This window comes from Massilia genomosp. 1 (assembly GCF_011682185.1).
GTDB lineage: Bacteria > Pseudomonadota > Gammaproteobacteria > Burkholderiales > Burkholderiaceae_D > Telluria_A > Telluria_A rubra.
On sequence record NZ_WHJF01000008.1, the window covers coordinates 52578 to 72496 of the forward strand.

Below are 19919 nucleotides of genomic sequence, written 5' to 3' on the forward strand. Positions count from 1 at the left end.
GAGCCTATCTCAGCAGATCGGGGGAAGCGGATGGCGATGCATGGCAAGCGTGGGCAAGGCGCAAGGAGGCCGCATGGCTAGCCATGCAACGACGAGCAACGCAGCCCACGCTTGCCAGGCGCGCCAGCAGCGACTCCGATCTACTGAGATAGGCTCTTACTCGCCCAGCAGCTCGGCCAATACTTCCATGCCTTCGACCCGTTCGGCCACGACCTTGATCATCACCACCACCGGAACGCCGAGCAGCAAGCCCCACATGCCCCACAGCCAGCCCCAGAACAACAGGCTGACGAACACGGCGGCCGGGTTCATCTTGGCGATCTTGCCGGTCATCCAGGTCGCAATGACGGTGCCGACCAGGGTGGCGATGGCGAGCGAGGCGCCGGCCACCAGCAAGGTCATTTCCAGCGATTCGAACTGCATGAAGGCAACCAGAGCGGTCAGTGCGGTGATCAACAGCGGGCCGAAGTAGGGCATGATGTGCATCAGGCCGGCAAAAATCGCCCAGGCGCCCGCATTTTCGAGGCCGATGGCGCTCAGGGCGACCCACATCAGCAGCGCCAGCAAGGTATTGGTGACCAGCAGCATGAACATATAGTTCTGGATCGAAGTATTGATGTCGTCCAGGATATGCACGGTCACCTTCTTGCGGCTCAGCGACGGCCCGGTCAGTTTGACCAGCTTGCGTTTGAAGGTATCGCCCGCAAGAAGCAAAAAGAACACCAGGAACACCACCATCGTCGCTTGCGTGACGAAACCGATGAAGCCCATCGAGCCGGCCAGCACCCAGTCCATGATCTTGAAACTGCCGCCGGCGGCGGCCGCGGCCGGCATCGCCTTGCGCGCCGCCGACTTTTGCCCGCCGACGCTGGAGGTGGCTTGCTCGATCTGGGAGGCGGCGGCCTGCATCTGCTGGATCGTGCTCGGCTGTCCACCGCTGGCCCGGGTCAGGACGCGCGTGACCTTCTGCGTAATCGTCGGCAATTCGTCGATGATGTTGAAAAACTCGCCCTGCACCCGGTTCAGCACCCCGCCCATCAGCACCAGGATGACGACCGTGACGATGGTGGCGCCGATCGCGCGCTTGACGTGCATGCGCCGTTCGAGAAACAGGACCAGCGGGTTGAGCGTGTAGGCGATAAAGATCCCGAGCAAGAGCGGGACCAGGAATTTTTGCGCCCACTGCAAGGCGTAGACAAAGGCAATCGTCGCGATGATGCCCAGCGCCAGCCCGCGCGCATTGACATGGATCGGGATGCGCAACGCCTGCGCAGCGGTGGCAGTGAGTGGATCGTGATGCTCCGCGCCGGCGTCGGCGGTGGCGGGGGCGGCCTTGACGGCGACGCTCTCGGTGGACGGAGCGGGATTTTCATTGGCGGGTGCCGGAATCGGATCTGCAAGCTGCATAAAATCTTTACATTATAGAGCCGGCGCCGCAGGCCGGCCACTGCGGGCCGGCCTGAAGAGCTCAGCTTACTTCACACGTACGTCGTTCTTGACCGATACTACACCCTTCACGCCGCGTGCCACATCGGCCGCTTTGGTGGCGTCAGCCGGGTCGGCCACGAAGCCGGACAATTGCACGTCGCCCTTGAAGGTTTCGACATTGATTTCCGACGCTTTGAGGGTAGGCTCGTTGAAGATCGATGCTTTGACTTTCGCGGTGATCACGGTGTCGTCGATAAATTCGCCCGTACCTTCTTTGGTGGCGGTCGAAGCGCAACCAGCCATGGTGGCGACGAGGGTGGCGGCAAACAGCATGGTCGACAGACGTTTTGCAATTTTCATAGTGGACTCCTTGGTGGGTGGTTCAAAAAAATATGCTCGATGTGAGCGCTTGCAGCATAGCTTGATTGTTACTTATTTACCATACTGCGATTTTGCGGTTGAGACACACGTGTCCTTGACCGCACCGGCAAACGCATCGCATTTTTCACGCGCGACTTTGTACTCGGCCGTTCGTTTGTCGTCGCGCGCATCGGTGCGCGCTTCGATCGCTTTCTTGTCGGCCCTGGCGTCAGCCTGGGCCGCGATCAGGGTCGATTTCGCCTGCTGCACGCAGACATCCTTGTCGTTGCCGGTCAGCGCACGGCACTTGACCTTGTCGAGGTCATAGTTGGCCGAGGCGATCGTCAGGCGCGACTGGGTGTAGGCCTTGAGCGTGTTCTTGTAGTTGGCGTCGGCTTCTTCCACGGCGCGCACGCGCGCCGCCTTGGCTTCTTCCACGCAGACATCCTTGGGGTTACCGGTGATCACGTCGCAGCGCGCGCGGGCCGCCTGGTAGTTGGCGATCGCGGCCTCCTTGGCCTGGCTGTATGCCGCCTTCGCTTCCGGCGTGGCCGCGCCGGCGGACAGGGCGGCCGACATCAGGAAAGCGCCGATCAAGGCGGGGGTGACTGCTCGTTTCATCTTGCTTTTCTCCGGTGACAATACATCGCTGCTTACCGCGCTGTTTACCCTTGTACGGGATGTGCCGCCGCCCATCTGTTCGCTGGCGAACACAGCGTGATTAGTGGCAAAAACCCAACAGTTTGAGCCAAACTCAACTGGATCGACCTGAGTGCGGCAGCGCACAGACCCCATGCGGCGCGCTGATTATGCTGGCTTCACACTTTGTCAGGAGAACAACATGAAATCGACTCAGACTATCGCAGCAATCGTCATCGCCACCACCGCCATGCTCAGCGGCTGCGCCAGCACCCCGTCCCAGCCCTATAACAACGGCGCTTACGACAATCCCGCCTCGTCCTCGGCTGGCTACGGCACCATCGAATCGATCCAGGTCACCCGCAACGAGGGCCACACCAACGGCACCGGCGCCGTGGTCGGCGGCATCGTCGGCGCGCTGGTCGGCAACCAGGTCGGTAGCGGCAGCGGCCGTACTGCGGCCACCGTGGCCGGCGCTGTCGGCGGCGCCGTGGTCGGCAACAAGGTTGAAGCGAACCGCAATCAAGGCAATGGCCAGGAGATGTACCAGATCAACGTTCGCCTGCAAAACGGCGAAACCCGCACTGTTGTGCAAGACAGCGTGTATGACCTGCGCGTGGGCAACCGCGTGCGCCTGGTCGACGGCCGCGTCTACCGTTACTGATTTTTCGCACGACCCACCTACTTACAATAACTCACGATCTGTGTAAACATTTCGACCACCTTTAAGGAGCCCACCATGGGTACCATTCTTCTCGTTATCCTCATTCTCGCGCTGATCGGCGTTCTTCCTACCTGGAACCACAGCCGCAGCTGGGGATATGGCCCAACCGGCATCACCGGCCTGATCGTGGTGGTGCTGATTGTGCTGCTCGTCACCGGGCGCCTGTAAGAAAGTCGAGAACCGGCGCCGCGTGCGCCGGTTTTTTTTGCCCCATCCTACACAAGCAACAAGGAGCTGCCATGCGCAAGCCCGACGACAATACGATGCCATGCGCATCGCCACGCACCACCGCCCCGCTGGGCAGCGTACTGCGCGCCACCATGGCCGCCGCCTGCCTGCTGGGAATGGGTTTTGCCAACGCCCAGTTGCCCCAGACCTCGACCGACCAGAATGTGCCGGCCGCCACCGCGCGCCAGCAAGCGGCCGAAATCGCCCGTGGCGACCCGGCCCGCTGGTCGCGCGAAGACCTCACGCCCGACGCGCGCCTGCGTACCTTGCGCAAGGAAATGGGCGCGGCCCTGCAGGAAGCGAAGGGCGCATGCCGCGCCTTGCCGGCGTCCGAGCGCAGCGCTTGCAATAAAGAGGCGCAAGCGAACTATCAGAAAGACATGGCCGGCGCCCGCGCCCAGGCTGCCGCGGGCGGCTGATCCGCCCCGCGCCGGCGCGCCCTCTAGCGGCGCGGCCGGCAGCGCCGCTACGCCGCCGCGATCCAGTCATCCTGCTCCGGCGGCAATTCATGCACCACCACGGCCGTTTCTTCGGCCACCATCACCAGCCAGCCCGCGTGCTTGAGCGCGCGCAGCGCATCGCGGTAGCCCTGCTCCCAGCGCCACTCGATCGATCCCTTTGAAAAATTGACATCCTTGGACGCCATGTGCCAGTCGTGCCCGGCGTAGGGAATGCGCACAATGTGCAAGGTGGCGTCGCAACCGAGCGCTTCGAGTTCGCGCCGGTCGTCCTCGGTGCGCCCGGATTCGGGCATGCGCGCGTACATCTGGCGCAGCTTGTGTTGCAGCGCATGGGTGGTGCTGTAGTCGTCGATATGGCGTTTCGAGCGTGAGGCGAATGTCACGTCTTTCTGGCGCGTATTGACTTCATCCATCGTCACCGGCTCCTCCCCTTCCGCGCTCCACAAGTCGACCATGAAGCAGATGGTGTCGCCACCGGGCAGCTCGCGCAGCACCGATTCGAGCGGGGTGTTCGAGTACAGGCCGCCATCCCAGTACAGTTCGCCGTCGATGCGCACCGGGGCAAAGGCAGGCGGCAGGCTGCCGCTGGCGCGCACATGGTCGGCGCACAGCTGCCCGCCCTGGCTGTCGAAGTGCGCCAGTTCGCCCGTGCGCACATTGACGGCGTTGACCGTCAGGCGCATGCCGCCCTCTTCGTTCAGATAGTCGAAGTCGACCAGTTCGCGCAAGGTGTCGCGCAGCGGCGTGGTGTCGTAGAACGAGGCTTCTTCGGGGGCCACCGTCATCCCGAACGGGAAGCCGCTGAACAGGCGCGGCGTGAAAAAGCCCGGCACCCCGCGCATGACGGTATCGAACGTGTTGAGCCAGATATTCGAGCGCCGCTGGCGGTCGTCGACCCGGGTCATGTCCAGCGTGTCGGGATGCGAGACGCGGTCCCAGAAGGCCTTGATCTTTTCCAGCCGTACCGATTGTTCATTGCCGGCGATCAGCGCCGCATTGATGGCGCCGATCGAGGTGCCGACGATCCAGTCCGGCACCAGATTGTGCTCGTGCAGGGCTTGATACACCCCGGCCTGGTAGGCGCCCAGCGCACCGCCGCCTTGCAGGACGAGCACGATACGCAGCTTGTCGGGATTGAGTTTGTTTACGTCAGTCATAAGATGGGCCGGAATGAAGTCGAGATGGAGAGGGAAAAAGTGAACAAACAAGTATAGATGAAAACGATGTCAACAAAAAAAGACGGCGCCGAATCCGAAGATTGCGACGCCGCTCAAGCCCCACCATATTTTTCCATTCTTATTGCAAGGCCGGGTTCGCTTGCCCGGCATGGTCGCCAACCAGTACAGCGGCATGCGTCACATGTTTTGCCTCACATGTATTGCGTCACATGTTTTGCGTCACCTGCGCTGCGTTATAACTCCTGCGCCTGCCCCGTGCGGCGCTGCTGCAAGTACCAGGCCACGCCGCCCAGCACGGCCGCCACGCCGAGCGCGGGCTTGATCAGCCGGCGCCGCGTGATGAAGCCGACGATGGTCGCGGCGTACGGCATGATCGACGCGACAGTGATGCCGGTCGGATGCAGCACGCTGTCGATCCGCGAACGGATCGCCCAGCTCGCATGGTCTAGCGCCGAGTGAAACAGCACGTCGGGGCGCGCATCGTGTGTGATCCGGGCCTTGGCATGGGCGATGCCGACGCGGTAGAAATCGCCCTGGCGCAGCAAGCGCGCCTTGCGTTCGGCCAGCGAATCGGCCTTGTCGCCACCCGTACCCGGCCTCTTTTCGAGCCCGATAATGTTATCCATTGTGATCCTCCCGTCTGAATGGCCGCTTAAAGCAGCATGTCGCGATCGTTCTTCAGTTCGTTCATGGTCTCGGGGAAAGCCAGCTTGCCCTCTTTCAGCATGGCCTTGGCCTTGAGCACGAGGCCGATCGTCACGGCGATGAACACGGCAAACATCAGCAAGAGGATTTTCCAGCCCATGCTTTCCCAGGCGAGCGCAACAATTGTCGCGGTGCCGTAGGCCAACGCAAACATGGCGCACAGGACGGCCAGGGAAAAAATCACCAGCAATTCAAGCACATGATTGCGCACTTCGGACAACTCGAGTGCCGCCAGTTCCACGCGCGACACCACGAGTCCGAAGACATTTTTTGCCAGCCCTGTCAGGCCGCCCATCAGGCCGGGGCCATGTACTGCTGCGGTTGTTTTGTCCATGGCTTCTCCCGGCTTGGATTATTTACGGCCCAGGATCACACCGACCAGCAAGCCGACGCTGGCAGCGGCGGCGATGGTGCGCCATGGGTTGTCCTTGACATAGACATCGGCGGTGTGCGCCAGTTCCTTGCCTTTGACGATGGCTTGACCTTGCACTTGCGATGCCTTGCCCAGCGCTACGTCCAGCATTTCCATGCCGCGCGCGCGCATGTCTTCAGCTTTCTCGCCGGTCAGCGAGGCCGCTGCCGACAGCAGGGTCTGGGCATCCTTGACCAGGGTTTTGACGTCGGTTTGTACGGCGTTCACATTGCCGTTCAGGTTGGACGAGCCGTTCGTGCGGGTGTTGGTATCTAACATGATGAACTCCAGTGGTGGGTTGAAAAAAGTCTGTACAGTGTTACCGTTTTTGCTTTTAGGCTCTTAATGAGCCAGCAAGTCACGCATGTCGTCCGCGTGCTCTTCTTCGACCGCCATGATGCTTACCAGCAGCGCCTTGGTGGTCGGGTCCTTCTCGCCAATGGCGGCAATCATTTGACGGTACGACTCGATCGCCACGCGCTCGGCGATCAGGTTGGAACGGATCATCGCTTGCACGTCGTCCGAATCGTCGTACTCGGCGTGGCTGCGCGCGGTCAGGGTGGCCGGATTGAAATTCGGCGAACCATTGAGCTGGACGATGCGCTCGGCCAGCGAGTCGGCGTGTTCCTGCTCCTGCTGTGCGTGCTCCAGGAATTCGGCCTTGATCGGGCCGTTGCCCACGCCGCTGACGGTGTAGTAATGGCGCTTGTAGCGCAACACGCACACCAGTTCGGTGGCAAGCGCGTCGTTCAGCATGTTGATGACCGCTTCACGATCGGCTGCGTAGCCGTCGGTGACGGCGCCGTCGTCGAGATTGGCGGCTGCCTGGCGGATGGCTTTCACGTCGAATCCGTGCGCCAGTGGCTTGGTATTGTTTTCCATGATGATTCCTTTTGCTTGTAGATTACGACTTCAATTTGGTCGGTATTAACGACGCGGCGCGATCGCGGCACCTTCGTTCGACAGCACGATTTCCACGCGGCGGTTCATCTGGCGGTTACCGGCCGAATCATTGGCGGCGACCGGGAAAGCTTCGCCATAGGCGCGCATCGCGACGCGGTCACGGGCAACGCCCATCTCGACCAGGGCGGCGCGCACGGCGGCGGCGCGTTTTTCCGACAACTGCTGGTTATGCGCGCTGCTGCCGGTACTGTCGGTAAAGCCTTCGACCAGCACGCTGCGGTTCGGGTTCTGTGCCAGTGCGTCGGCCAGTTTGCGCAAGGTGGCCTGGCCATTGGCGGTCAGGTTGGCCTGGTCCACGCCGAACAGCACATCGCCGATCGTGATGACCAGGCCGCGTTCGGTTTTCTTCGCTTGCAGGTCCGTCATCAGCGCTTCGAGCTGGGCGGCGCGAGCCTGGGCTTCGCGGGTCTGGGCTTCGGCGGCGGCGACCTGGCCCTGGGCGGCGGCAGCCTGGTTCTGGGCGGCGGCGGCATCGGCCGAAGCGGCGGCGGCGGCGGCCTTGGCGGCGGCGGCATCCATCTTGGCGCGGTCGGCTTCGACGGTGCGCGCTTCGAGGCGCACGGCGTCGCGTTCTTTGCCGGAAGCGGCGATATCGGCTTCAGCCTGCTTCTGCTTGGCTATTTCTTGTGCGGTGGCGATTTTTTGCTTGGCCAGGTAGGCCAGCTTGTCGATCTGCTCCAGGCTATCCTTGCGGGCGGCGGCGGCGTTGGCTTGATCCAGCGCTTCGCTCGCTTGCTTGAATTCCAGCGGGGCGAAGGTCGACACGCGCGAATTGTTGTTGGCGGCGACGAAATCGCCACGGGCCTGGTCCAGCAATGGCGTGGTGGTCGGCACGCTGCTGCAAGCACCCAGTGTGAAGACGGCGGCGAGGATGGCGGATTTGATCAGGGTATGTTTCATGGAAGTGTTCCTTTTGTTGTCATGGCGCCATATGGCGCGGAATTCAATCGTTTTCTTGTGCTCTGGGTACTGCTGTGCGCGGACCGGTCGGCCTGCGCTGCCGCTGTGAGGGCGCGCGGCGCTGTCTGTTTGTCAGACTTTTTTGTTTTTATTGTTGTGGCTTGTTGGCGCGGTCGACTTCTTCGCGCAGCACGCGCAGGTCATCCTGGAGTGCGTTGGCGGCCGTGGTCGCCTTGGCCGAATTGGCTTTGCTCTGGGCCAGCTTGGCGTCGGCCTGGGCTTGGGTAGCCAGTTCGCGCGCCAGTTTGTAATCCTTGGCGGCCAGGGCCTGGTTCGCTTGCATCATCTTGCTGCGGGCAGCATTGATTTCTTCGGGAGCCAGATCGGCGGCGCCGGCGCTCACGGCGTTTTCGACCGCATTCTTCGATACGGCAACATCGGCGGTGGCCGGTGCTTTTTGCGAACTGGCGCAAGCGGCCAGTGTCATAACCAGTGCGGCGCAAAGTACTTTACTGACTTGATTCTTGATTTGTGCATTCATCGTGTTTCTCCATGAGGTGTAGTGATGTCGTGATAACGTTATAAGCTGATTTATTGGCAAGTTCGGTTCGCTGCCGCACATAGCAAATGTTTTACGTGCAAGGGGGCTGCCGACCGTGCGCTAACGTACACAAGAGCGCCACCCTTATCGCTTAAAGTGAGCCTGTTACCACAATAAGGATAATCATGAGTCAAGCCGCCCCGGTCCCGCCCGCCCCCCGCCCACCGCGCGCGCGCCGCACCAACATTATTCTCGCCATCGTGGCCGTGCTGGTCGCCATTCCGCTCATCGCGCTCGCCATCGTGCTCACCTACGACTGGAACAAGGCCCGGCCCTGGCTCAACGCCAAGGCCAGCGAAGCGATCGAGCGCCCCTTCGAAGTCAAGGGCAAGCTGGACCTGAGCTGGGAAAAGCCGGCCGCCGTGATGGCCGAGCGCGACCGCACCTGGCGCGACGCGGTGCCCTGGCCGCACCTGGTCGCCAACGATGTGCATGTCGGCCAGCCGGCGGGGATGGGGACCGGCGACATGGCTTCCGTCAAGCAGTTCTCGTTTTCGCTCAACCCCTTCGCCCTGCTCCACAAGACCATCGCCATTCCCGTGCTGCGCTTCGATGCGCCGGCCATCGACCTGCGGCGCGACAAGGAAGGCAAGAACAACTGGACCTTCCGCAACGACGACCAGCCGGCGCGCTGGAAGCTCGACCTGGAACGCGTGATTTTCACCAAGGGCGTGGTCAAGTTCAATGACGCGCTCGAAAACATCGACCTCACCGCCGACGTCGACACCGTCAACGCCGACCCGGCTTACGGCATCAGCTGGAAGCTGCGCGGCAGCTACAACAACGGCCCTGTCAGCGGCGGCGGCAAGGCCGGCGCGGTGCTCTCGCTCAAGCAGCAAACCACGCCCTACCCGGTCCAGGCCGATCTGCGGGTCGGCAAGACCCACATCGAAGTCGAGGGCACGGTCACCAAGCCGACCAAGCTGGCCGCGCTCGACCTGCGCCTGAAACTCTCCGGCGCCAGCATGGCGCGCTTGTATACGCTGACCGGGGTGCTGCTGCCGGAAACGCCGGCCTTTCGCACCGAGGGCCGCCTGACCGGCGAGCTGGACGAAACCAGCAGCCGCTGGGTCTACGACAAATTTACCGGCAAGGTCGGTTCGAGCGACATCGCCGGCCGCCTCGCATACCAAACGGGCAAGCCACGCGGCAAACTGAGCGGCACTGTGGCGTCCAAACTGCTCCAGTTCGCCGACCTGGGGCCGCTGGTGGGCGCCGATTCGAACGCCAGCAAAGAGGCGCGCGGGGTCGAGGCGGTGCAGCCGACCGGCAAGGTGTTGCCGGTAGAAGCCTTCCGTACCGAGCGCTGGACCGCGATCGACGCCGACGTGCGCTACGCGGCCGATCGCATCGTGCGCGAAAAACAGCTGCCGATCAGCAAAATGACCACCCACCTGATCCTGCAGGAGGGCGTGCTGACCCTGGCGCCGCTGAATTTCCAGATGGCCGGCGGCAACGTCACCTCCACCATCAAGCTTGACGGCAGCGGCAAGGGCAAGCAAGCCATCAAGGCCACCGCCAAGGTCAGCGCGCGCCACATCAAGATCAAGGAACTGTTCCCCTCGATTGCCGAAATGAAGGCCACGGTCGGCCAGATCAACGGCGACGCGCAACTTTCCAGCACCGGCAATTCGGTGGCCTCGCTGCTGGCGGCCTCGAATGGCGAAGTCAAGGCGCTGATCGACGAAGGTACGGTCAGCAAGATGCTGCTCGAACAGATGGGCCTGAACATCGGCAATATCGTGCTGACCAAGCTGTTCGGCGACAAGCAGGTCAAGCTCAATTGCATGGCGAGCGACTTCCAGGTTACCAACGGCCTGATGCAGACGCGCACTTTCGTGGTCGATACCGAAGAGGCGGCCATCACCGGCGACGGCACCATCAACCTGGCCAACGAACAGATGGACCTGACGCTCGATCCCAAGACCAAGGGCTTGCGCATTTTCTCGCTGCGCTCGCCCCTGCATTTGCGCGGCAGCTTTTCCAAGCCCGAGGTGAGCGTCGACAAGGGCGTGCTGGCCCTGAAGGCGGGCGGCGCGGTGGCGCTGGGCCTGGTCGCGGCGCCGGCAGCCTTGCTGCCCCTGGTTAACACCGGTCCGGGCCAGGAGAGCGGCTGCGGGCGCTTGCTGGCCGAGGCGCGCGAGAAGCCGGTGGCGCCGCCGCCCGGCCAGCGCGCGGCCACGAGCAATAGCAAGGGCAACGCCAGCGCCCAAAACGTGCGCCCGCGGCGCTGAGCGCAAAAAATTGCGTTTTGTCACTTATGTGCGTTGCCGAACAGACCATGAGCCGGGCAAGCCCTAATCTAGACATATCGGTTGGGCGACATGCACCGCCGAACGCATAACAATATAGACCACCACCATAGAGGAATACACCATGAAAAACCTGAAAATCGTATCGACCCTGATCGCCGCCCTGATGCTGACCACCGTTGTTGGCTGCGCGTCGACCGACAAAAAAGAAAGCGTGGGCGAATACGTGGACGACAGCGTGATCACGACCAGCGTCAAGGCGGCCATCGTCAATGAGCCTACCCTGAAAGTCTCGGAAATCAACGTTGAAACCTTCAAAGGCGTTGTTCAGCTGAGCGGCTTCGTCGCTGCCCATGACAGCATCGCTACCGCCGGCAAAGTTGCGCGCGACGTCAAAGGTGTCAAGCAAGTGAAAAACGATATCCGCATGAAATAAGTTTTACCCTTAAAGAGGTATCATCATGAAAACAATCAAGCAACTGGTAATGAGCGCGACACTGGTCACCGTGGCGCTCGGCTTGGGTGGCTGCGCAGGCATGTCGGCCCAGGATAAAAACACGGCCATCGGCGCCGGTGCCGGCGCAGTTGTCGGTGGCGTACTGACCGGCGGCAGCGCTATCGGTACCGTTGGCGGCGCAGCCGTCGGCGGCGTCATCGGCAATCAGGTCAAGCCACCGAAATGATCCCGCTTGCCTGATTGATGAAAAACCCCGCCGGCTGCCCCGCTCGCGGGGTTTTTTTACGTCTGCTCCGCGTGCGGGAGGCACAAATGAGCACGCGTTGGCCCGCAGCACAAAGAGGCCACGAGTGCGAGCGCGGTGATCAATTCGATTGCGGAGAGAAACGGCCAGAGACAAGGCCGGAGGCGGTGCGCATTCGTAGCAAAAAAACGAGACGCGTCGGGGTTGCCGACTGAACAGATAGAGAAGGGCCGGGCGACACCGGCATGACAGGCCGGCGCTGCCCGCAAGCTCACACGAAGGCGGTCGACAGCGCGCTGGCGCCCGCTTCCTTGACGATCTCGTAGCATTTGCAGGAGGCCGCGGCCAGGCCCCGCACGTCGAGGATCTCGATATTGCCACGGCTGTAGATGATCAGCCCCTGCTGCTGCAGGGCGCTGGCGGCCTTGGTCACGCCGACCCTGCGCACGCCCAGCGCATGCGCCAGGAATTCATGGGTCAGATGAAATTTGTCGGACTTGAGGCGGTCGCGCGTGATGAGCAGCGAGCGCGCCAGGCGCGCTTCGAGCACGTGGAAGCGGCTGCACACGGCGATCTGGATCGCCTGCGCCAGCAAGGTATCGGTGTACCGGTACAGCACCCGCTGCAAGGCGGGATTGCGCGCGAACTCGGTGCGGAACCTGGCGCTGTCCATGCGGCTGGCGCAACCGGCGCGCTGGACGATGGCGCGCGTTTGCGCCGTGTCGTGCCCGAGCGCGACGGTAGCGCCGAGCATGCCTTCGCGCCCGACCAGGCCGACCTCGAGCGTCATGCGCCCTTCGGCCACGCCCAGCAGCGAAATCAGGCTGTCGTGGGGGAAGTAGATATGGCGGACCGGCTCGGCCGGCTCGTACAGCACCTCGCCCACTTCCACCTGGACCGGTTCGAGCAAGTGCGACAACCGCGCCAGGTCGCTGGGCGGCAAGGCGGCGAGCAGCTGGTTGCCGTTCGGGTGGTCGAACTCAACGGCGGAAACGTGATTCATCGCTCCCTCCGAGGGGCAGTGCGCGTTGGCGACCAAGAGACAAAACGGATAGCGATCATTAGATAGGTAAGGCCAGGTTGGTAGTACAAATACATTTACAAACAATTTCAATCAGCGTAACGGCAATAATAGGCAAAGTATGTACGGTGACGCACGGAAGGACCGCCCCATCCTCGGGAGAATGGCCTCCATCAACCCGACAGTGCAGCACCACACATCATCAATAAGGAATCATCATGACGACGCCCTCCTCTCCCGCGCCCCGGAGCGCCCAGCATCCGCTGCTGATCGCCGCCGCCGTCGCGGTGATCGTGTTTTGCGGAGCCGGCACCGCCGCCATCCTCGGCTGGATTCCCTCGTCCATCGGCGGCACGCCCGCCGCGACCGAGCTGAGCGAAATCGACCGCGCGGTGCTGGCCTCGAAACTGCAAAACGGCGGGTCGGGTAGCGCGTCCAATGTCATGCCGCGCACCCTGGCCGCACTCGATGCGCCCGGCACCGATGCCGAACGCAATGCCGCCCGCTACCGCGCCGCGCAGCGCGCCGAGAACCAGCGCGAGGACGACCTGCGTGCCGCGCGCGACCGTGAAGAAAAGCGCGAGGCCGCCGAGGAAGCCGCGCGCCGCCCGTCGCAGCAGGAACTCGACCGCGCCGCGCTGTACAACAACGGACCGGCGCCGGCGCGCGAACCGGCCCCGCGCAAGCCGGCGCCGCCGCCACGCCACGCCGCCTCGGAAGCGGCGCAAGAGCGCTGGTGCAATCATTGCGGCAACATCGAATCGGTGCGTGAAGTGACCCAGCGCGCCCAAGGCAGCGGCCTGGGCGCCGCCGGCGGCGCCGTGCTCGGCGGCTTGCTCGGTAACCAGGTCGGCGGCGGCAATGGCCGCAAGCTGGCCACCGTCGCCGGTGCGGTCGGTGGCGCGGTGGTCGGCAACCAGGTCGAAGGCAATCTGAAAGCGACCCGCAGCTACGAAATCCGGGTGCGCCTCGACGATGGCGGCGCGCGCACCTTCCACCAGCAGAGCGCGGCCGGCTGGCGCACCGGCGACCGGGTCAAGGTGGTCAACGGGACCTTGCGTCCGGTCGCCTGATCCGACCCGGCTGTACTAAAAAACAAGGCCGTGTGGTTATTTCCACACGGCTTTTTCTTTTCTTCTTTGCAATGTGCGGCAACGAACTGATCTGCTGATGAGCAAGCGCGAAAATAGCTTCACGCCTGTCGCAAAAGGCGCGGCAGTATCACCAGAGACGAAGGAATTATCATGAACCGTATGGTTTGGATCGGCATTTTAGCTTGGGGCATTATCGTAACGCTGTTTGGTTTCAGCGCCGCGGGACCTGTCGCGGCGGGCAGCAGCGCCACAATGCAGGCCCAGGACGTGGTGTTCCTGATTGCCGGCGGCCTGGTGGCCTGCCTGATCGGTCTCGTTGGCCTGGCGGGCGTATTGGGATGGTTGCCCGCCTTGCAAAACGAACAAAAAACATATTCTTAATGTACGCCAGCGTACGGAGCGGCATGCAAGAGTTCTGCATACTGCACTCACGACATACCAGTCGTCTATAAAAACCCACCGAGGACAAAATCATGCTCTATACAATCGCCGTCGTACTTCTGATCCTGTGGCTGCTTGGCTTGGTCACTTCCTATACAATTGGCGGCTTCATCCACATTCTGCTGGTTGTCGCTGTTATCATGATCCTGGTTCGCCTTATCAGCGGCCGAGGTATCTAGCTGACGCATCATCCGGCCATCGACTGATGTCCGATCCGTTTCGCGGTCGTGCCTGGCGTAGCTTGGTGTGACAGCGAAACGGATCAATTACTTTTAGGAGCCACACTATGAAAAAGAACCTGACTAAATCCCTGCTCGGCATCACCGTCCTCGCCCTGATGGCGACCGGTTGCGCCGACATGTCCGCCACCCAGCGCGGTACGGCAACAGGCGCTGGTGTCGGCGCCGGCATTGGCGCCATCATTGGCGCCACCTCCGGCCACGGCGGACGTGCCGGCAAGGGCGCCCTGATCGGCGGCGCCGCGGGCGCGCTGATCGGCAATATCTGGTCGAACCGCATGGAACAGCAAAAGCAAGCCATGGAACAAGCCACGCGCGGCACCGGCATCCAGGTCACCCAGACCCAGGATAACCGCCTGAAACTCGAAGTGCCTGCCGACGTTTCGTTCGACACCGGCCGCTCCGCGATCAAAGCCAATTTCCGTCCGGTGCTCGAGCGTTTTGCCACCACCTTGCAAGACAATCCGTCGACCACCGTGACCATCATCGGCCACACCGACAGCACCGGCAGCGACTCGGTCAACCAGCCGCTGTCGGTCGACCGTGCCGCCCAGACCCGCGACTACCTCGCGGCGCGCGGCGTGTCGCCGAACCGCATCATGATCGACGGCCGTGGCGAGCGCGAGCCGGTCGCTTCGAACGACGACCCGTCCGGCCGCGCGCGCAACCGCCGCGTCGAGATCTACGTCGCCGAGCCGAACCGCCAGGGTTAAGCCCCGCGCTGTAGCGCTGCAGAAAATTGAAAACGGCCAACGCCACAAGCGTTGGCCGTTTTTTCGTTCGCTGCCCTCGCCACAGTCAGGTTTCGCTTTTGACGTTTTGGATTAGAATAAGACGACCAGGGAACGAGCCTTATCATGAGCGCAGCATCTGAAAAGCAAGGACTTTTGCCGGTCGTCCGGCGCGACGCGCTCGCCGACATCGCGCAAGGCTTGGTGTTGCGCGTGCCTGACCTCGCGCCTGAATCCATAGAAACAATTGCCCGGGCTTTGCACGAGCTGTTGAGCGGCAACGATGAGTTATCTCAAATCAGGCGCATCGGCATGCAACGTTATCTGCGCGAGACAGCGGAACGGCACGACCGAGATTCGCAAGGCTCAGACTCGATGTTGACGACAGAGGCAGCGGCTGAGTTAATGCAATGTAGCCGGCCCTATGTGGCCATGCTCATTGACCATAAGAAATTGGCCGGCGCATCGGTCACCGAGGACGGCCACCGCCGCGTACCGGAATCCTCGGTTCACGCTTGGGTAGCTGAGCGCGAAGCCAAGGCCAAGCAGGGCGACTACCGCGCAGCGGCGGCCGAGTCGGGCATGTATGACGTTCCCGAGCATTTGTTTGTGGAAAACAGGACCCCTCGCCGTTCATGACATGACGGCCCACCACCGGCTGTCGCCAAGTGGCATCACCCATGTGGTTTTGGATGCGAATATTTTACTGCCACCGCGGCTTTCCGACGTTCTTTTCGACTTGTATCTGGTGGACCTGTTTTCTGCTCGGTGGACCGTTGATATCGAGATCGAATTTTTGCGCAACTGGCCACGCGTGGCGGCCGGAGTGGTCAGCAGTGGCTTGCCGCTGACAGCGCAGCAGGCTGCCGCCGAAAAAGCCAAAGCAGAAATGCGATTGACCTGCTACCGGAACGCCGTCGCGGACTACGAGGTTCTTGGACACAAAGACGCCTCAGTGCTGGACAGGGTGCCAGATGCCGTGGACGCTGGCGACAAGCATGTTGCCGCAGCAGGGTTGGTGTTGCTGGATTACGCTCGGCAGTTCAATGTCAACGACAAGGTCTACATCGTGTCAAGCAATCTGAAACATCGCGGCCACAGACATGAAGCAACTCGGTGTTCGTATAGTCACGCCTGGAAAGTTCATCGATAGCCTGACGCAAGCGGACAGTAATTAGAAAACAAAACCATCCGCAGCAAAGGCGGATAACAATCGCTCGCCTAGTCGCCCAAGTGGGCAACGAGATCTTTGCCCGGGACCACTCCCGCCACCTCACAAGCCATTTCAAAAATTCGCCCGATCGTTTGCTTGCTATGGTTCGTGCTCAGCCACCACCCCGGCGCGACTTTTTTCGAGCACTCGCGCGCCAAATCGGGCCGCCCAGGATAAAGGTCCGCCACCTCCTTGGCGAGATATCGACGCGAGCGGCCATGCTTCGGAAGACTCGCGAAGCGTTCAGCGAACGCAGGGTCCTTGGCGATTAACAACTCGAAAAATTGGCGAAGCGCATCGATGCCGTTACGGGCTGGATGCAATACGCCGAATAGGGTGAAGCCGAGCGAGCGAGCGCTTACAATTGGCGCCAGCAAAGGAGCCCTGACGGTTGTTGCAGGCGCTACAGGCAAAGACTTTCGGTGTCGGTCGATACCGTTGTCGTAGACGGCGGAGGCAACGCGCGTAACCACGCCCTCTTTAAGAAACTTGGCGACCATATCCGGGTCTGGCTTGAAGCCGCAGAGACTTTCCACCCGGTCCGCCACGATCTCCAACAACATCTCATCCTCGTCGGCGATGATCTGGCCCCACGCCTTAGGCAGTGTCGCCAGCATCTGGCGCTCCCGCGACACGTTTCGATAGTCATCCTGCGCGGCCTCGATTGCGGCACCAGAGGCGATATTGACGTGGCACAAGTAGCGCTTCAAGCGCTGCGCGCATTCGGCCAAATCGCGTTCGACGATGTCGAGTTTGTAGACGCGCCGCTCGCCGTAATCGCCCTGGCCGCCAGGGAGGAAAAAATTCCACTCCCGCCCGTCCGTGAGGATGGCCAGTGGAACGCCGATGTGGAAAGCATATTCGAAGAGCTGGCGCTCGGCGCCGTCGCTCTGGCCGATCTGTTTGACTTCGATAAAGGCGATGGGCTTGCCAGGCGGGCTGCACAGGGCGAAATCGACGCGGCGGGTGCCAAGTGAGTATTCGGGCCAGACGCTCTCGGTGTCGTACGTAGGCCAGCCGAGGCCGTTCAGAAGGCGTAGCACGATGCCTTGTGACACCGAAGCCTCATTTGGAAAGCGACCGGCTTTGATGCCTGCTCGTATGCCTTCAATCTCCTGCTCTATCCCCACGACGTCTCCAAGGCGACTAAAGATGCCATTCTAACTGGAGATTTCGGGGCGGCGTTGCATAACAATATCGCCGCGCCTACTGCTTATCGGCGGGCAGGCCTGCAGCTGTGAGATCTGGTCCGCGTCCCCTTCGACACCCGGCGAACAAATGGATCATCGACTCACGCCATTAATGCCCCTGCGCCACATGCACGCCCACCCCCAGCGCCCGATAACGCGCCAGCAAAGCCTCATCGGCGCCGTGCGCGACCACGATTGCCCCGATCTCATCGGCACCGACGATCCGGTAAGGCGACGTCGTCGCCAGCTTTTCCGGCGATGCCAGCACCACCGTGTGCGCCGCCGCCCGCCACATGGCGCGCTTGACGGCCGCTTCCTCGAAGTCGCCGGTCGACAATCCCGCCTCCGGATCGATGCTGCTCACCCCCATGAAATACAGGTCGGCGCGCACCTGGGCGATCGCCTCCAGGGTGGCCGCGCCCACCCCCACCACCGAATGGCGGTACAGGCGCCCGCCCAGCATGATCACCTCGACCTGTTCGTGCCCCAGCAGCGCCAGCGCCACCGAGGGGCTGTGGGTGATCACCGTGGCGCGCAAGTCCGGCGCCAGGCAACGCACCAGGTGGCCCGAGGTGGTGCCGCCATCGACAAACAGCACCTGCCCCGGCACGACCAGGGCGGCGGCGGCGCGCCCGATGGCCGCCTTGGCGTGCGCCGAGATCCGCTCGCGCGCGCCAAAGTCGGCCAGCGCCGGCGACGCCGGCAAGGCCGGCAGCGCGCCGCCATGCACGCGCCGCAGCAAGCCGTCGCGCGCCAGCTCGCGCAAGTCGCGCCGGATGGTGTCTTCCGACAAGCCCAAGGCCTCGCTCACGGTCTTGGCCACCACTTGCCCGTCGCGCCGCAACAGGTCCATCAGGTACTGCTTTCGCTGGCTTGTCAGCATCCTTGCCTCTACACGTATTTTCTTGACATTGCACGATTTTGCACGATATTCTAAAAAACACCAAGCACAATCACAATCACAAAGGAACATCATGCATGAGCCGCGGGTACGCATCGACCGGGAAGAACTGCTGTCGGACAACTGGTACATCCTGAAACGCCTGACCTTCTCGCTGCGCCGGCGCGACGGCGCCTGGCAAAGCCAGACGCGCGAAGTCTACGACCGCGGCAACGGCGCCGTCATCCTGCCGTACAACCTGCGCCAGCGCACGGTGCTGCTCACGCGCCAGTTCCGGATTCCGGCTTTTGTCAACGGCCACGACGGCTTTCTGATCGAAGCGGCCGCCGGCCTGCTCGACCATGCCAGCCCGGAACAGCGCATCCGCGCGGAAGCCGAGGAAGAAACCGGCTACCGCATCGAAAACGTGAAAAAGATCTACGACCTCTTCATGAGCCCCGGTTCGGTCACCGAACGCCTGCACTTTTTCGTCGGCGCCTACCAGCCCGCCGACAAGGTGGGCGACGGCGGAGGGCTGGCCGCCGAAGGCGAAGATATCGACGTACTCGAACTCGGTTTCGACCAGGCGTTGGCGATGATGGCCAGCGGCGAGATCATGGATGGCAAAACGGTCCTGCTGTTGCAATATCTCCAGTTGCATCTGATGTCGGCGCAAAGCTAGCGCCAGATCAATACATCGGCGTGGGAGGCACGCGATAGTTGCACACATGAATGCGCATTCTTCCCTCCCAGACACCCACGCAGCGCGCACGGAGCAGCGCGCGCCGCTGTGGAACCCGGACGCCGCCGCCTGCTGGAGCTTGCTGTTCACGCCCCTGTTCGGCACCATCCTCTTGATCCGCAACTGGGAAGCACTGGGCGAGCCGAAGCGCGCCGTCCAGGCCTGCTGGTGGTTCGCCGCCTGCCTCGTGGCGTTCATCCTCAATATCTATATGTCCCTGCTGCGCGAAGCGTCCTCGCCGCTGCAAACGGGTCCCATCATCCTGCTGCTGATCTGGTACATCGCCGTCGCCAGCCCGCAGGAGCGCTTCGTGCGCGAACGCTTCGGCACCGACTATGCGCGCCGCTCCTGGGCGATCGCGCTGCCTTGCGCCCTGGTGTTGCTGCTCGCGTACTTGCTCGGCTACGCGCATCTGCTGGCCGTGTTCCAACAGCTTCATTGAGCTGCGCTGCCGGCCTTGCCGCAGCGCAGTTGTTGTTTGCAGTCCCCACCCATTTTTCGCAGGTTGACCACTCGCACAGGAGCACGGTATGAGCACGGAGCGTTTTGCCCATTTTTTGGATTCTCTGCAATCCTGGAGCGCCGAAGCGCCAGCGCCGGCCCCTGCGCCGGCCAGCGCCGCCGGCCAGACCAACGCCAACCAGAGCGCGCGCGTGCGCCGCGTCAAGGGGCTGCTGGAAGCGGTCGGATCGGAGTCGGCCTGGCGCGCGCGCGGGGACGTCCTGGCCGGCAACGACAACCAGGCCGGCGCCATCGATGAACTTGACGACGCCCGCGACGACGAGGACGAGGACTTCAACTGAGCGGCGCGTCAGC

28 protein-coding genes are annotated in these 19919 nt (G+C 62.4%); 15 read left to right on the plus strand and 13 right to left on the minus strand.

The features are described 5' to 3' along the window. Positions 1-156: 156 nt before the first annotated feature. From F1735_RS04830 to F1735_RS04840, 3 genes are all read right to left on the minus strand, one after another. Complete coding sequence (locus F1735_RS04830; protein WP_167235872.1) at positions 157-1407, minus strand: AI-2E family transporter; 1251 nt, start codon at positions 1405-1407, stop codon at positions 157-159. A 66-nt stretch (positions 1408-1473) separates the two neighbouring features. Continuing rightward, positions 1474-1788, minus strand: a complete 315-nt coding sequence (locus F1735_RS04835) for a BON domain-containing protein (protein ID WP_166880422.1) — start codon at positions 1786-1788, stop codon at positions 1474-1476. A gap of 72 nt (positions 1789-1860) precedes the next feature. Then, positions 1861-2409 (minus strand): hypothetical protein, encoded by a 549-nt coding sequence (locus F1735_RS04840; protein WP_167235873.1) that lies wholly within the window; start codon positions 2407-2409, stop codon positions 1861-1863. A 220-nt stretch (positions 2410-2629) separates the two neighbouring features. Here F1735_RS04840 and F1735_RS04845 point away from each other — a divergent pair, with 220 nt between their 5' ends. The 3 genes from F1735_RS04845 to F1735_RS04855 all read left to right on the plus strand — a co-directional run bounded on the left by F1735_RS04845 (position 2630) and on the right by F1735_RS04855 (position 3798). After that, positions 2630-3091 carry an outer membrane lipoprotein gene (locus F1735_RS04845; protein ID WP_167235874.1) on the plus strand — a complete coding sequence of 154 codons (462 nt, stop codon included), beginning with the start codon at positions 2630-2632 and terminating at the stop codon, positions 3089-3091. A gap of 75 nt (positions 3092-3166) precedes the next feature. Next, a complete protein-coding gene (locus F1735_RS04850) occupies positions 3167-3319 on the plus strand; it encodes a DUF3309 family protein (protein ID WP_166896067.1) in 153 nt (50 codons plus the stop codon). A 71-nt stretch (positions 3320-3390) separates the two neighbouring features. After that, positions 3391-3798, plus strand: coding sequence for a hypothetical protein (locus tag F1735_RS04855; protein ID WP_167235875.1), 408 nt, complete (start codon positions 3391-3393; stop codon positions 3796-3798). A gap of 47 nt (positions 3799-3845) precedes the next feature. Here F1735_RS04855 and F1735_RS04860 read toward each other — a convergent pair whose 3' ends face one another. From F1735_RS04860 to F1735_RS04890, 7 genes are all read right to left on the minus strand, one after another. After that, complete coding sequence (locus tag F1735_RS04860; protein ID WP_167235876.1) at positions 3846-4997, minus strand: patatin-like phospholipase family protein; 1152 nt, start codon at positions 4995-4997, stop codon at positions 3846-3848. Between the two features lie 254 nt (positions 4998-5251). Then, entirely contained in the window at positions 5252-5644 is a 393-nt protein-coding gene (locus tag F1735_RS04865; protein ID WP_187364155.1) for a hypothetical protein, read from the minus strand. A 26-nt stretch (positions 5645-5670) separates the two neighbouring features. Beyond that, positions 5671-6057, minus strand: coding sequence for a phage holin family protein (locus tag F1735_RS04870; RefSeq protein WP_166896059.1), 387 nt, complete (start codon positions 6055-6057; stop codon positions 5671-5673). Between the two features lie 18 nt (positions 6058-6075). After that, positions 6076-6414 (minus strand): DUF883 family protein, encoded by a 339-nt coding sequence (locus tag F1735_RS04875; protein WP_167235877.1) that lies wholly within the window; start codon positions 6412-6414, stop codon positions 6076-6078. 63 nt (positions 6415-6477) lie between these two features. Then, positions 6478-7017 (minus strand): ferritin-like domain-containing protein, encoded by a 540-nt coding sequence (locus F1735_RS04880; protein WP_167235878.1) that lies wholly within the window; start codon positions 7015-7017, stop codon positions 6478-6480. A gap of 45 nt (positions 7018-7062) precedes the next feature. Beyond that, positions 7063-7998: an OmpA family protein gene (locus F1735_RS04885; RefSeq protein WP_166896053.1), complete on the minus strand. Its 936-nt coding sequence runs from the start codon at positions 7996-7998 to the stop codon at positions 7063-7065. A gap of 148 nt (positions 7999-8146) precedes the next feature. Further along, entirely contained in the window at positions 8147-8539 is a 393-nt protein-coding gene (locus F1735_RS04890; protein WP_167235879.1) for a DUF4398 domain-containing protein, read from the minus strand. 185 nt (positions 8540-8724) lie between these two features. On the opposite strand from F1735_RS04890, the gene F1735_RS04895 reads away from it, so the two are divergent. The 3 genes from F1735_RS04895 (at position 8725) to F1735_RS04905 (ending at position 11534) form a co-directional block, all read left to right on the plus strand. Continuing rightward, positions 8725-10833: an AsmA family protein gene (locus tag F1735_RS04895; RefSeq protein WP_167235880.1), complete on the plus strand. Its 2109-nt coding sequence runs from the start codon at positions 8725-8727 to the stop codon at positions 10831-10833. A gap of 142 nt (positions 10834-10975) precedes the next feature. Continuing rightward, positions 10976-11287, plus strand: a complete 312-nt coding sequence (locus F1735_RS04900; protein WP_167226952.1) for a BON domain-containing protein — start codon at positions 10976-10978, stop codon at positions 11285-11287. Between the two features lie 25 nt (positions 11288-11312). Then, positions 11313-11534, plus strand: a complete 222-nt coding sequence (locus tag F1735_RS04905) for a glycine zipper 2TM domain-containing protein (RefSeq protein ID WP_167235881.1) — start codon at positions 11313-11315, stop codon at positions 11532-11534. Positions 11535-11823: 289 nt separating this feature from the next. On the opposite strand, the gene F1735_RS04910 is transcribed toward F1735_RS04905, so the two are convergent. Further along, on the minus strand, positions 11824-12555 hold the full coding sequence (locus tag F1735_RS04910; RefSeq protein WP_167235882.1) for a Crp/Fnr family transcriptional regulator: 732 nt from the start codon (positions 12553-12555) through the stop codon (positions 11824-11826). Between the two features lie 236 nt (positions 12556-12791). Between F1735_RS04910 and F1735_RS04915 the strand changes: the two genes are divergently transcribed. From F1735_RS04915 to F1735_RS04940, 6 genes are all read left to right on the plus strand, one after another. Beyond that, positions 12792-13646: a glycine zipper 2TM domain-containing protein gene (locus F1735_RS04915; protein ID WP_167235883.1), complete on the plus strand. Its 855-nt coding sequence runs from the start codon at positions 12792-12794 to the stop codon at positions 13644-13646. 171 nt (positions 13647-13817) lie between these two features. After that, on the plus strand, positions 13818-14048 hold the full coding sequence (locus tag F1735_RS04920) for a hypothetical protein (protein ID WP_166896042.1): 231 nt from the start codon (positions 13818-13820) through the stop codon (positions 14046-14048). Between the two features lie 92 nt (positions 14049-14140). Beyond that, the gene (locus F1735_RS04925; RefSeq protein WP_103170603.1) at positions 14141-14287 is read left to right on the plus strand and encodes a lmo0937 family membrane protein; all 147 of its coding nucleotides are present in this window, start codon (positions 14141-14143) and stop codon (positions 14285-14287) included. Positions 14288-14394: 107 nt separating this feature from the next. After that, positions 14395-15060 (plus strand): OmpA family protein, encoded by a 666-nt coding sequence (locus F1735_RS04930; protein ID WP_167235884.1) that lies wholly within the window; start codon positions 14395-14397, stop codon positions 15058-15060. 144 nt (positions 15061-15204) lie between these two features. After that, entirely contained in the window at positions 15205-15717 is a 513-nt protein-coding gene (locus tag F1735_RS04935; RefSeq protein ID WP_167235885.1) for an excisionase family DNA-binding protein, read from the plus strand. A gap of 1 nt (position 15718) precedes the next feature. Continuing rightward, on the plus strand, positions 15719-16231 hold the full coding sequence (locus F1735_RS04940) for a hypothetical protein (RefSeq protein ID WP_167235886.1): 513 nt from the start codon (positions 15719-15721) through the stop codon (positions 16229-16231). A 68-nt stretch (positions 16232-16299) separates the two neighbouring features. Here F1735_RS04940 and F1735_RS04945 read toward each other — a convergent pair whose 3' ends face one another. Beyond that, positions 16300-17421, minus strand: coding sequence for a type I restriction endonuclease (locus F1735_RS04945; RefSeq protein ID WP_167235887.1), 1122 nt, complete (start codon positions 17419-17421; stop codon positions 16300-16302). Between the two features lie 169 nt (positions 17422-17590). Next, entirely contained in the window at positions 17591-18364 is a 774-nt protein-coding gene (locus tag F1735_RS04950) for a DeoR/GlpR family DNA-binding transcription regulator (protein ID WP_167235888.1), read from the minus strand. Between the two features lie 91 nt (positions 18365-18455). Here F1735_RS04950 and F1735_RS04955 point away from each other — a divergent pair, with 91 nt between their 5' ends. The 3 genes from F1735_RS04955 (at position 18456) to F1735_RS04965 (ending at position 19906) form a co-directional block, all read left to right on the plus strand. Then, entirely contained in the window at positions 18456-19043 is a 588-nt protein-coding gene (locus F1735_RS04955; protein WP_167235889.1) for an NUDIX domain-containing protein, read from the plus strand. 46 nt (positions 19044-19089) lie between these two features. Beyond that, a complete protein-coding gene (locus F1735_RS04960; protein WP_167235890.1) occupies positions 19090-19545 on the plus strand; it encodes a hypothetical protein in 456 nt (151 codons plus the stop codon). Between the two features lie 88 nt (positions 19546-19633). Then, positions 19634-19906 carry a hypothetical protein gene (locus F1735_RS04965; protein WP_167235891.1) on the plus strand — a complete coding sequence of 91 codons (273 nt, stop codon included), beginning with the start codon at positions 19634-19636 and terminating at the stop codon, positions 19904-19906. Positions 19907-19919 lie beyond the last annotated feature (13 nt).

What these genes read in the sequence shown, in the direction of transcription:
- F1735_RS04830 (WP_167235872.1), bottom strand. Translation starts at nt 1,407, where the DNA reads ATGCAGCTTGCAGATCCGATTCCGGCACCCGCCAATGAAAATCCCGCT.
- F1735_RS04835 (WP_166880422.1), bottom strand. Translation starts at nt 1,788, where the DNA reads ATGAAAATTGCAAAACGTCTGTCGACCATGCTGTTTGCCGCCACCCTC.
- F1735_RS04840 (WP_167235873.1), bottom strand. Translation starts at nt 2,409, where the DNA reads ATGAAACGAGCAGTCACCCCCGCCTTGATCGGCGCTTTCCTGATGTCG.
- F1735_RS04845 (WP_167235874.1), top strand. Translation starts at nt 2,630, where the DNA reads ATGAAATCGACTCAGACTATCGCAGCAATCGTCATCGCCACCACCGCC.
- F1735_RS04850 (WP_166896067.1), top strand. Translation starts at nt 3,167, where the DNA reads ATGGGTACCATTCTTCTCGTTATCCTCATTCTCGCGCTGATCGGCGTT.
- F1735_RS04855 (WP_167235875.1), top strand. Translation starts at nt 3,391, where the DNA reads ATGCGCAAGCCCGACGACAATACGATGCCATGCGCATCGCCACGCACC.
- F1735_RS04860 (WP_167235876.1), bottom strand. Translation starts at nt 4,997, where the DNA reads ATGACTGACGTAAACAAACTCAATCCCGACAAGCTGCGTATCGTGCTC.
- F1735_RS04865 (WP_187364155.1), bottom strand. Translation starts at nt 5,644, where the DNA reads ATGGATAACATTATCGGGCTCGAAAAGAGGCCGGGTACGGGTGGCGAC.
- F1735_RS04870 (WP_166896059.1), bottom strand. Translation starts at nt 6,057, where the DNA reads ATGGACAAAACAACCGCAGCAGTACATGGCCCCGGCCTGATGGGCGGC.
- F1735_RS04875 (WP_167235877.1), bottom strand. Translation starts at nt 6,414, where the DNA reads ATGTTAGATACCAACACCCGCACGAACGGCTCGTCCAACCTGAACGGC.
- F1735_RS04880 (WP_167235878.1), bottom strand. Translation starts at nt 7,017, where the DNA reads ATGGAAAACAATACCAAGCCACTGGCGCACGGATTCGACGTGAAAGCC.
- F1735_RS04885 (WP_166896053.1), bottom strand. Translation starts at nt 7,998, where the DNA reads ATGAAACATACCCTGATCAAATCCGCCATCCTCGCCGCCGTCTTCACA.
- F1735_RS04890 (WP_167235879.1), bottom strand. Translation starts at nt 8,539, where the DNA reads ATGAATGCACAAATCAAGAATCAAGTCAGTAAAGTACTTTGCGCCGCA.
- F1735_RS04895 (WP_167235880.1), top strand. Translation starts at nt 8,725, where the DNA reads ATGAGTCAAGCCGCCCCGGTCCCGCCCGCCCCCCGCCCACCGCGCGCG.
- F1735_RS04900 (WP_167226952.1), top strand. Translation starts at nt 10,976, where the DNA reads ATGAAAAACCTGAAAATCGTATCGACCCTGATCGCCGCCCTGATGCTG.
- F1735_RS04905 (WP_167235881.1), top strand. Translation starts at nt 11,313, where the DNA reads ATGAAAACAATCAAGCAACTGGTAATGAGCGCGACACTGGTCACCGTG.
- F1735_RS04910 (WP_167235882.1), bottom strand. Translation starts at nt 12,555, where the DNA reads ATGAATCACGTTTCCGCCGTTGAGTTCGACCACCCGAACGGCAACCAG.
- F1735_RS04915 (WP_167235883.1), top strand. Translation starts at nt 12,792, where the DNA reads ATGACGACGCCCTCCTCTCCCGCGCCCCGGAGCGCCCAGCATCCGCTG.
- F1735_RS04920 (WP_166896042.1), top strand. Translation starts at nt 13,818, where the DNA reads ATGAACCGTATGGTTTGGATCGGCATTTTAGCTTGGGGCATTATCGTA.
- F1735_RS04925 (WP_103170603.1), top strand. Translation starts at nt 14,141, where the DNA reads ATGCTCTATACAATCGCCGTCGTACTTCTGATCCTGTGGCTGCTTGGC.
- F1735_RS04930 (WP_167235884.1), top strand. Translation starts at nt 14,395, where the DNA reads ATGAAAAAGAACCTGACTAAATCCCTGCTCGGCATCACCGTCCTCGCC.
- F1735_RS04935 (WP_167235885.1), top strand. Translation starts at nt 15,205, where the DNA reads ATGAGCGCAGCATCTGAAAAGCAAGGACTTTTGCCGGTCGTCCGGCGC.
- F1735_RS04940 (WP_167235886.1), top strand. Translation starts at nt 15,719, where the DNA reads ATGACGGCCCACCACCGGCTGTCGCCAAGTGGCATCACCCATGTGGTT.
- F1735_RS04950 (WP_167235888.1), bottom strand. Translation starts at nt 18,364, where the DNA reads ATGCTGACAAGCCAGCGAAAGCAGTACCTGATGGACCTGTTGCGGCGC.
- F1735_RS04955 (WP_167235889.1), top strand. Translation starts at nt 18,456, where the DNA reads ATGCATGAGCCGCGGGTACGCATCGACCGGGAAGAACTGCTGTCGGAC.
- F1735_RS04960 (WP_167235890.1), top strand. Translation starts at nt 19,090, where the DNA reads ATGAATGCGCATTCTTCCCTCCCAGACACCCACGCAGCGCGCACGGAG.
- F1735_RS04965 (WP_167235891.1), top strand. Translation starts at nt 19,634, where the DNA reads ATGAGCACGGAGCGTTTTGCCCATTTTTTGGATTCTCTGCAATCCTGG.